The following is a 5,872-nucleotide window of genomic DNA, read 5'->3' as shown; positions in this document are numbered from 1 at the left end:
CGCCGTCCACGAGGTGCTGGAGACCCCCATGCCCGACGGAACCGTGCTGCGCGCCGACGTGGTGCGCCCCGCCGACGCCGCCGCCCACCCGGTGCTGCTCGTACGCTGCCCCTACTTCGGGGCCTGGCGCCCCATGGTGGCCGAGGCCTGCGGCGTCGACCCGGCCACGCCCGGGCTCATGGCGAGCGTGCTGGGCATGCAGGCCGCCGTCGGCCTGGACCGAGCGATTGCCGAGGGCTTCGCCGTCGTCGCGCAGGCCTGCCGCGGCACGGACATCTCCGAAGGCACCTTCCGCTTCTACTTCGACGAGGCCGCCGACGGCGTCGCCACCCGCTCGGCGCTGGCCGCCCTGCCCTGGTGCGACGGGCGGGTGCTCACCTTCGGCAACTCCTACCTGACCACGACCCAGTTCACCGCCGCCCTGGCCAGCACCGAGCACCTGGCCGGAATAACCGCCTGGGTATCGCCGTCGACGTACGACGACGACCTGGCCATGCGCGGCGGCGTCTTCCAGGACGGGCCCGCCTACGAGTGGGCACGCCAGCAGGTGCGCACCGGACTGTGGCGCGATGGGCGGCCGGATGCGCCGCAGGAGGAGTTGCCCGAGCCCGTGGAGGACTTCACCCGCTACCTGGAGCGGCTCGGCATCGCCCGGGCGGCGCGTGACCTGGCCGACGCCCACCCGGCGGGGGCGCATGTGGCGGCCTGGCTGGAGCATCCGCTGCATGACGCCTACTGGGAGTCGGTCTCCTACCCCGAGGAGGCGCTGGCGGCGATCGACGTGCCCGGGCTGCACGTGGCTGGCTGGTACGACCTGTTCCTGGGCGGGACGCTGCGCAACTATGCGGCCATGGCCGACGGCGCCGCCGCGCGGGGTCGACCGGGGGACGTGCGCCTGGTCATCGGCCCGTGGACGCACCTCACCTTCAACGGCGACCTCGCCGGGCGCTCCTTCCCCGGTGGCGGTATCGACGACGTGGGCCTGGGCGAGTTGACGGTCGACTTCTGGAAGGCGGCCCTCGGGGATGCGCAGGCGGCGGAGCGGCTGCCGCAGGCGCCCGTGCGCGTCTACATCATGGGCGCCGGGAAGTGGATCGACCTGCCCGCCTGGCCGGCCCCGGCCGCCGTCGCGCAATCCTGGCGCCTGACGGGAGGCGGCATGCTGGACGCCCCGGACGGCGGGCAGACTAAGGCGTCCCAGGCCACGGGCGGCGCCACCGAGAGCGCGGACGGGTCGGCCGGCTCCGCAGACCCACAGGCCGCGGCCGGCTACACCTCATGGGTGCACGATCCGGCCGATCCGGTACCCACCGAGGGCGGCCAGATGCTCATGGGGCCGCCGGAGAACGCCGGCCCGCACGACCAGCGCGGCGTCGAGGCCCGTGGGGACGTCGTCTCCTTCACCAGCGCGGTGCTGGACCGGCCGGTGACAGTGCTCGGACCGGTGCGGCTGCGCGCCTGGGTGGCGGCCGACGCCGTTGACGCCCACCTGCACGCCAGCCTCACCGAGGTCGCCCCGGACGGCACCTCCACCCTGTTGACCGACGGCGTACTGCGGCTAAGCGCCCGCGCCGGGACCGACCGGCGCGACCCGCTCACCCCGGATGAGCCGGTGGAGGCGACCGTGGACATGTGGGCCACCGGCGTGCACGTGCCGGCGGGGCACCGTCTGCGCGTCAACCTGGCCGGATCCAGCTGGCCCCGCTACGGGGTGGCCGATCCATCCGACGGCGCCCCGGTCACCATGCGGGTCCTGCACGACGCCGCCCACCCCAGCGCCGTCGTCCTGCCGGTCGTCGACCTGGACGCCCACCGTACGTATGAACCAGAACCGCCGAGTAGAACTCCAGAACACTAATCGTCCAACGACCTCCAATGGCGCTTCCGGTCGAGGGGTGTGGCGGGCAGGGCGTGCGGCATGAAATCGCGGCCAGCTGCAGGAGGCTGATTCCGACGAATGCAGGTCGTGTTCCAATCGATGGGACCGTTGCCATCTGGGGATTGTCGGCGGCCGTTTCCGCCGGGGCGGGTGCTGAGTGGCCTCGCGGAAACTGGCGCAGGTTGCACATAAGCAGGTAGCGATGGGCGGTAGCCGTCTTGAGGCCGGTGGCGGTGGGCGCCAGGCCACCTTGAGGCCGGTGGCAGTGGGCGGTGGCCGCCTCAAGGTCGGTGGTAAAAGTGTCCATCGGTCGAAACTTTTGGACCGCGAGGCGGCGCTCGGCGACACCGTCATCACATTCGCCCAGGTCAGAGACGGTTTCTGGAAGATACTGGTCGGTGCGGGCCGCAAAAGTTGCGACAGATGGACACTTTTCGCGCCCAACACAGGGCTCGCCCCACCATCGGGGCGTCCAGGGACCTTACCTGAGCGCGCAGGGGCCGTACCGTGCCACCACCAACCTTGCCTGAGTGCCCGCACAACCACGGCAGCGCCCACCACGGCGCCAGCCCTGCACCCTGCGGCGTCTACTACGCCCACTTCACCGTCTACCCCGTCCGTTCGGGGTCTGCTACGCCACCTCGTGGCCTGCGCTGGCCTGTTTTTCAGCCGACAACGACCTCAACTCCCCGATCGGCGACCTGCATGCCCAAGCCGTCTCCTGCACCACTACACCCCGACCCCACGAACACCACAACGCCCCACCGGCCGCACACCGTGCTGACTTCCCACCAGAGCCCCATTACTTCCGGCACTCCCAAATCCCATCAGATCCAACAGCCCCAGAAGCCACAAGACATCACAGCACACCTGGGGCGCGTTCGCGAGGGCTTTTCGGCGTCGCCGAGGGCTAACCCGCATCCTCGAAGCCCCGCCGATCCACGGCTGCGAGACACCACACCCCGAACCGAAAGAGCTCTAAGATTCACGGCACCAGGCAGCTCAAACGACACTAGATCGTCGGCAATTTGGGGAACGATCAATAAACCACTTCCACGTAGCCCTTGTCGAGGACGGCCCCTGGGACAGCAGGATTTCATCGTCACGGCTGAAGGACGCAACGGCATGGATCATCCGGCAAGGGGCCCGGACAAGACCGAGCGTGCGGGACACCCCGATCCGAGCACCAGCAGTATGCGCAACCAGTTCTACTGCCACTACGACTTCGTGCGCATCCGGTACTTTAGGAAAGAAAGCTGGAATCTGGACACGCGGATCCCCGACAAGAGCTACTTCGGATTCATCGCAAGCGGATGCAACTGAACATGAGCCCTCAACCACGATCGTTTCACAAGTTAGTTGGTGGGATGCTGATCCTGCTCGACTTGAGCGCATGCTGCTTCTATGCCCTATGGTTCATCGCTGATAATGCGGCCGCCAACCGCGCGGAGAGGTACGGCCTCGACCTGCAGCAGCTCCTGCCCAACGGCAACCTCATGTGGTTGTTCGCGAATGCGATGCTCGTGTGCCTCGTTATCCTCAACGCTCTTCTGATCGTTGGGTGGCGACGGCAACGCTACCGCCGCCACGAGCGACCGCATCTCCACAACCCCTTGGTCGAGGAGGACGCTGGAACCTAGGTTCGCTGCCCCTCACCGTCCGGGGCGGCAGAGGGGAGGGCGCAGCTGTGGGTGAAGGCTCCGCCGTCACCGTCCACCACACTTCCATCAGGCAGGCGCAGCGTGGTGGGCACGCCCTCCGGGGTGCTGCCGGTGAGCCGGAATATGTCGTCGGCGATGGTCCAAGACGACTCAATCGGGCCGCGCACCGTGCTTAGGCGGGCTCGGGCATGCGTCAGCCCGCCGCCCGGCACCGGGGCGATCTCCACCCGCGCGTAGCCGGGGGCGGCGGGCCGGATACCGGCCACGTACTCGTGGAGGAAGGTGATCACCGCGCCCTTGGAATAGTGGTTCTGCGAGCTGTGGAGCTCGCCCTCGGCATCAATGCCATTCCACTCCTCCCAGATGCTCGTGGCGCCCCGGTCGAGCATGACCATCCAGCCGGGCTCCTCGCGCTGCAGCAGCACCTCGTAGGCCAGATCGGGGTAACCCGCCTCGGCGAGTGTGGGCAGCAGCATGCCGGTGGATAGGAATCCGGTGGACAGCCGACCACCATTCTCGCGAATAAGCCGCGCCAACTGCTCCGCGGCGCCGGCCCGCTGGTCGGGTTCCAACAGGTCGAAGGCGAGTGCCCGTACATAATTCGCCTGGGTCGGTCGGCTCAGTTGCAGCCCGCCGCCCAGGGCTACGCCGCCGCCCGCACCGGTCTTGCCGTCCCCGGAAGCACCGCACCCGCTGCCAACCACGAATTCCTTGCGCCAGGCCGCCGCGACGCGGTCGGCGAGCGCACCGAAGCGAGCGGCGTCGTCGCCCTCGCCCAACACCGCGGCGGCCTCGGCAACAATGCGTGCGGAACGGGCGAAGTAGGCGGTGGCGACAATGCCGAAGTCATCCATGGGGTCCCACTCCACGTCCGGCTCCAACCACTCCCCCCAGTGGAAACCGGTGTCCCACAGGTAGCGGTCGTGCTCGCGCCACTGCGGGTGGGCGGCCTCTCGCGCCGGATAGCGGCCGCTGGCGGCCGCCTGCTCAACATGCTCCACCCATCGGCGCATCATCGGATAGGCCTCGGCCAGCGCCCCCCGGTCACCGTAGGCGCGGTACATCTGCGCCGGAACGATGGTGGCCGAGTCTCCCCAACCCGATGAGCCGGCCAAATCCGGCAGCGGGCTGTCCGGGTCATTGCCGGTATCCGGGGCGACGTTGGGGATGGTGCCGTCCGGGCGCTGGTCGTCGGCGAGCGAGCGCAGCCACTTGCGGGTGAAACCGGAGACGTCGTCGAGGAAGGCGGCGGTGCGGGCGAAGATCTGATAGTCGCCCGTGTACCCCCACCGCTCCCGCTGCGGGCAGTCGGTGGGCAGATCACAGGAGTTGGAGTGCCAGGCGCGCACCACATTCGCATGCAGCCGGTTGAGGTCCTCATTCGAGCACTCGAAGGTCCCGGTCCGGGTCAAGTCGGAGCGGACCTCGATCGCGGTCAGGCTTGCCGGGTCCAGGTCCCAGTCGGCACCGTCGATGGCCACGTACCGGAACCCGTGGGTGGTGTGCCGCGGCTCGACGACGTCGTCGTCCACACCGCGGGGAATGATCGTATCGACCTGCCCGAGCGGGTAGGGCTCGGGCCGGAACGGCGGGTGGTACTGGAGGTGGCGAGTGGTGATGTCGCCGTCGGCACCCAGGCCCTCCGCGTGGGACAGGACCAGCCGCGTACCGGCCGGTCCGAGGCCCCGCATCCGCACCCAGCCCGACAGCATTCGCCCGAAGTCGACGATCTGGCGGCCCGAGGGGAGACGGGTGACGCTGACGGCCGGGATGGCCTGGCCACGGCGCACGGGCGGGGCCGGAGAGGCGGCCAGGCGGGAGCGGTCGCGGGTGAGTGGCCCCTCCGCGAGCGGGGCTGGTTCCCACTCCTCCCTGCCAATCCGGGTCAGGTCGGTGGTCTGCCCGTCCATGAGGTCCGCGGCGGTGACGGCGCCGACGGCCACCTCCCAGCCGGGTCCGGTGGCGACGCGGCGGGCGCCTGCGTCCAGGACGAGGGCGGCGATGACGGCGGTGTTCTCACCGTAGTTGTCGGGGATGCGGGCGGCGCCGCAGCGGCCGCGGAACCAGCCGTCGGAGACGACCAGGCGCAGCTCGTTCTCCCCGGCATGCAGCATCCCCGTCACCTCCCAGGTCTGAACGTGGAGGGTCGCCTGGTAACTGGTGGCGCCGGGGGTGAGCTCGACGTCGCCGACGCGCACTCCGTCCAGGAAGGCCTCGTAGACGCCGTGGGCGGTTGCGGTCAGGCGGGCGGGAGCGGCGGCCTCAGCGGCGGAGAGGCGGAAGCGGGTGCGCAACTCATAGGCGGGTCGCCCTCCCGCCGGCGGTGCGGGGG

Annotated in this window: 4 protein-coding genes; 3 read left to right on the top strand and 1 reads right to left on the bottom strand. The window is 69.7% G+C overall.

Features of this window, described 5'->3' with window-relative positions:
* The 3 genes from RWX45_RS08915 to RWX45_RS08905 all read left to right on the top strand — a co-directional run.
* Positions 1-1,858: CocE/NonD family hydrolase (locus RWX45_RS08915; RefSeq protein ID WP_316023378.1), on the top strand; the 1,858-nt coding region annotated here is incomplete at its 5' end.
* A gap of 1,146 nt (positions 1,859-3,004) precedes the next feature.
* On the top strand, positions 3,005-3,202 hold the full coding sequence (locus RWX45_RS08910) for a DUF2599 domain-containing protein (protein WP_316023377.1): 198 nt from the start codon (positions 3,005-3,007) through the stop codon (positions 3,200-3,202).
* A gap of 44 nt (positions 3,203-3,246) precedes the next feature.
* On the top strand, positions 3,247-3,519 hold the full coding sequence (locus RWX45_RS08905) for a cell surface protein (RefSeq protein ID WP_316023376.1): 273 nt from the start codon (positions 3,247-3,249) through the stop codon (positions 3,517-3,519).
* On the opposite strand, the gene RWX45_RS08900 is transcribed toward RWX45_RS08905, so the two are convergent.
* The coding region (locus RWX45_RS08900; protein ID WP_316023375.1) for a family 78 glycoside hydrolase catalytic domain at positions 3,516-5,872 on the bottom strand (2,357 nt) is incomplete at its 5' end. The two genes, RWX45_RS08905 and RWX45_RS08900, sit on opposite strands and share 4 nt — an antisense overlap.

The organism is Actinomyces sp. MRS3W (assembly GCF_032465695.1).
Lineage (GTDB): Bacteria > Actinomycetota > Actinomycetes > Actinomycetales > Actinomycetaceae > Actinomyces.
The sequence above is the reverse complement of the archived record's forward strand: the minus strand, read 5'-3'. Positions and strand labels throughout refer to the sequence as shown.

What these genes read in the sequence shown, in the direction of transcription:
- RWX45_RS08910 (WP_316023377.1), top strand. Translation starts at nt 3,005, where the DNA reads ATGGATCATCCGGCAAGGGGCCCGGACAAGACCGAGCGTGCGGGACAC.
- RWX45_RS08905 (WP_316023376.1), top strand. Translation starts at nt 3,247, where the DNA reads ATGCTGATCCTGCTCGACTTGAGCGCATGCTGCTTCTATGCCCTATGG.